4 protein-coding genes are annotated in these 4,082 nt (G+C 57.9%); 2 read left to right on the top strand and 2 right to left on the bottom strand.

Annotation, left to right across the window (positions count from 1 at the left end):
- Positions 1-94: 94 nt before the first annotated feature.
- Positions 95-991: an extracellular solute-binding protein gene (locus FT726_RS26220; RefSeq protein WP_152391540.1), complete on the bottom strand. Its 897-nt coding sequence runs from the start codon at positions 989-991 to the stop codon at positions 95-97.
- A 332-nt stretch (positions 992-1,323) separates the two neighbouring features.
- Between FT726_RS26220 and FT726_RS26215 the strand changes: the two genes are divergently transcribed.
- Together FT726_RS26215 and FT726_RS26210 are read left to right on the top strand one after the other, a co-directional pair.
- Positions 1,324-1,593 carry a hypothetical protein gene (locus FT726_RS26215; RefSeq protein WP_010616678.1) on the top strand — a complete coding sequence of 90 codons (270 nt, stop codon included), beginning with the start codon at positions 1,324-1,326 and terminating at the stop codon, positions 1,591-1,593.
- A 123-nt stretch (positions 1,594-1,716) separates the two neighbouring features.
- Entirely contained in the window at positions 1,717-2,733 is a 1,017-nt protein-coding gene (locus tag FT726_RS26210) for an NAD(P)-dependent alcohol dehydrogenase (RefSeq protein ID WP_021508873.1), read from the top strand.
- A gap of 68 nt (positions 2,734-2,801) precedes the next feature.
- On the opposite strand, the gene FT726_RS26205 is transcribed toward FT726_RS26210, so the two are convergent.
- On the bottom strand, positions 2,802-4,082 hold a 1,281-nt coding region (locus FT726_RS26205; protein ID WP_346303736.1), incomplete at its 5' end, for a DUF2534 family protein.

Below are 4,082 nucleotides of genomic sequence, written 5' to 3'. Positions count from 1 at the left end.
TGCCAGTGTGTGACGCCCGTCAGGGTGATAAACGGTACGGCCAGCAGCACCAGGGCGGGTAGCGACAGCCACAGCGCGCCAGCATGGCGGATTTTCATGGGATATAAAGCCCATCGCCCTTCGGTGCGGCATAACCTTGCTGTTTAAACAGCGCCTGGCCTGACGCGCTCAGCATGAAATCGACAAAAGCCTGGCCAGCGGCCGTACCGTGCGGCGCATTCCTCAGCACCGCCGCGTAATAAACCAGCGGCTGGGTGTGCAGCACGTTATCTTTACCCTGGCTGTCTTTGACGCTAAAGCTGACCGTGTTGTACCACTTAGTCGCCATCGCCGGATTGCTGAGGTTGATTTCATCGGGCAGCGCGATGTAAGGGAGATGGGCAGAGATCACTTCGCTTTCATAGCCCGCAGCCGCATCCACCTGACCGCTCTCGAGCCGCGTCAGCAAGCCACCTTCCAGATGGGTTTGTGCGGGATTCTGGTAACCGCCGAGAATGTGGTCAGCGATGCCGGGCTGCCGGTAATACTTCTGCGCCAGTAGCAGGGTAAAAATGATGTTCTGGCCTTTAGGATCGTTTACCGGATCGGTCCGACCAAATTTCAGTCCCGGCGCTGCCAGCAGCTGAAGCCAGCGGCCATCATTGCCTTTGGCTGCGGCAAACTGCGGCGCAAACGGCCCCTTCGGGTTATAGGCGATCACCATGCTGGTGCTGGCTACCGGTACTGCGTTGTCGATCAGTCCGGCGTCTTTCAGGATCTGCATCGGACCGGGAGTAATAGACACGAACACGTCAGCAGTGATTTTTTTGCTCGCCAGCAGGCGCGCCATGCCGTAAGCCCCCTGGCCCTGACCTTCATACTTACCGTCATGCTGTTGTGCAAATGCCGGGCCCAGTGCCTGATCCATCACTTTTCCCATCGAGCCGGCATACGTCACGCGGATATCCATGGCGGCCTGCGCCGGTAAACTCAATCCGCCGGCGGCAGTCATTAACAGTAGGGTAAGCGTCTTCACGCGTAGATTCCTATTCGCTATATAAATGAGTAGATAGCGATTATCGGAATTCTCCGTTTTAGCGCAAGGTAAAATCTGTTGCGAAATCCTGCGGTCGCGCGCCAGCGCCGGGTTTTAGTGCCAGTTCATCACGCGCTGAGAGAAAAAAATTCATTTACCGATCCGCAAGCTACCGCATACGCAGGCGGCCAGCCGTTTGCTGGTTAAATAAGCGGCTATAGTTATCCCAGTTAGATTATTTGCGTGCCGCTGGGCGTGCACCTTTTCCTCATTTGCCTGGAGCCCGTTACTACGTCACGAGGTTTAATGTGTTTGCCGATCTTTCCTGGAAAATTATTCATCAGGTCATCAACCAAACCATCGCTGAGATGGTGGATGAACAGCAAACGCTGGACGTGCTGAGCCTGCGCAGGCGCTTAAGGGAAATGGCGGAGAACGAAACTAACGAGGAGATGGTGCTGTGTTACTGGCAGGCCAGCAAAGTGCTGACGCGTTTGCCGCCCACCGTCACCGCCAGCCAGCTGATAGAAGAGGCGCGCCATGCGTTCCGCAGTCCGCCCAGTCACGATTCGCTTTAACGCGAAATGCTTTTCTTTCCCCGTTACGCTTAACAGACTCTAATTGGCTGAAATTTAATCATAATCATGCAATACGCTCTGCTAGACTTCCTGGGTTAACAACGCTGAAAACAGAGGACAGTAATGAAAATCAAAAGTTATGCCGCACACAACGCCGGTGATGCGCTGGTACCGTACGAGTACGAAACCGGTCCGCTGGCGGCGGAAGAAGTGCTGGTTGAGGTCGATTACTGCGGTGTGTGCCATTCTGATTTGTCGATGATTGATAACGAGTGGGGCATTTCCTCTTATCCGGTCATTGCCGGTCACGAAGTGATTGGTCGCATCAGCGCACTCGGCGATGCGGCGCAGGACAAAGGATTGAAGGTCGGCCAGCGCGTGGGTATCGGCTGGACCGCGAAAAGCTGCCAGCACTGTGATGCCTGCATCAATGGCGAGCAGGTCAACTGTGAGAACGGTTCAGTGCCCACCATCATGAACAAAGGCGGTTTCGCCAGCCATCTGCGCGCCGACTGGCAGTGGGTGATTCCGCTGCCGGAATCCATGGACATCACCTCTGCCGGTCCGCTGCTGTGTGGCGGCATTACCGTATTCAAACCGCTGCTGATGCACCATGTAACGGCCACCAGCCGCGTCGGCGTAATCGGTATTGGCGGCCTCGGCCATATGGCGATCAAACTGCTGCGCGCCATGGGTGCTGAAGTTACGGCGTTCAGTTCGAATGCCAGCAAAACCGAATCCATCAAAGCCATGGGCGCCGATCGTGTGGTCAACAGCCGCGATCCGCAGGCGCTGAACGCGCTGGCCGGGCAATTTGATTTGATTATCAGCACCGTAGCCGTCGATCTGGACTGGCAGCCGTACTTCCAGGCGCTGGCTCCGCACGGTAAGTTCCACACCGTGGGCGCGGTAATGAAGCCATTTGAGGTGCCAGCGTTCAGTCTGATTCTGGGCGATCGCGCGGTAACAGGTTCTTCTACCGGTTCACCGGGCCAGCTGCGTAAGCTGATGCGTCTGGCGTCACGCGCCGATGTGGCACCGCAGGTGGAAGAGTTCCCGATGTCAAAAATCAATGAAGCGCTGGATCACGTACGCGCCGGTAAAGCTAATTACCGCGTGGTGCTGAAGGCCGATTTCTGAGGCGGATAACACGCTGACATTTGTCAGACAAAACGGCGGATGGGGGATCATCCGCCGTTTTTTACGCCTTATCCCTGCGAATCATCCTTTTCGCCGAGGAAGAAATACCACAGCGGAATCGACATCAGCGCGGTGAACACCGTGGTGTAAAGCGCGATCATAAAGCCCTGCGTCAGATACATGGTCAGCGTCCAGTGGCTGAACGGGATGCCGTATTGATCGATCACGCCGCCGATAATCGCATTGCTCATCACCGTACCGACAATCAGCGCCAGAATAAACAGCCCACGCAGGTAGTAACGCATCTCCTTGCGTTTCACCGTGAAGCGCGCCCGCACGATACCGAGCGGCGACTGCTGCGCGGCGAGAATTTCCGCTTCGCTCATCGGCGCCCGCTGTTGTCTGCGCCAGCGCAGTACATCCACCAGCACGAAGGCCAGCAGGCTGACGCCCATCACCGGCAGGGCATAACCGAGCGCCAGCGCCAGCATCAGGCAAACCCCTTTGGCATAGTGCGGCAGCGCCAGCCAGCTTGCGCTCAGGGTTTGCGCCGGGCTGGCCTGATCGAGAGCCGGGCGGCGCAGCCACCACATACGATAACCCAGCACAATCATGCTGCACAAACCCAGGCCAAACAGCGCCAGCAACAGCTGATTAGGCCAGCCAAACAGCACGCCCATGTGCGCATCGACGCCCCAGCGCGTCAGTTTTGCCACCAGCGGGAAGCGATCAAACCAGACGTGATCGACAATCGCGAAGCTTTGCGGATTCACGGACACCGCATCCACCTGGGTGGGCCAGCTGCGATCAATCTCACTCACCGTCCAGGCTTTGCCCTCGCTTTTCGGCTGGCGCAGCTCCACTTTAGCCGCGCGGATGCCATCCTGACGCGCCGCCGCCAGCACGCGATCCCAGTCAGCGTCGGCGGCATTTGCCGGCAGTGACTTCGCTGGCTGCGTCGCCGGTTTCGCCATCGACGACATCGGCATGCTGGTCATGTCCATGTCCGGCATACTGCGGTGATCGGCATGAGGATCCGCCGGCGCGGCGGGCGCATCACCGCTGAGCGCCGTATTCACTTGTGGCGTCAGCCAGTTAAGCTCGGTACGCATCTTATCGATATTGCTACCTGCCCATTGTGACCAGGTGAGGCCGGTAACGGAGAAGAACAGCAGCCCGAGCAGCAGCGTCAGCCCTAGCGTGATGTGCCAGTGCCGGGTGAAGGCAAACCCCTTTCGCACGGTTTTCAACCGGCGTTTTGGTCGCGTGCCCAGCCACAGCAGCACGCCGCCGAGCGCGGCCACCCACAGCCAGCTCGCCGCCAGTTCGCTGTAGTTGCGACCAAAGTC

It is taken from the genome of Pantoea sp. Morm (assembly GCF_016643525.1).
GTDB lineage: Bacteria > Pseudomonadota > Gammaproteobacteria > Enterobacterales > Enterobacteriaceae > Pantoea > Pantoea dispersa.
The sequence above is the reverse complement of the archived record's forward strand: the minus strand, read 5'-3'. Positions and strand labels throughout refer to the sequence as shown.

Coding starts and splice junctions, on each gene's coding strand:
- FT726_RS26220 (WP_152391540.1), bottom strand. CDS start 991: ATGACTGCCGCCGGCGGATTGAGTTTACCGGCGCAGGCCGCCATGGAT.
- FT726_RS26210 (WP_021508873.1), top strand. CDS start 1,717: ATGAAAATCAAAAGTTATGCCGCACACAACGCCGGTGATGCGCTGGTA.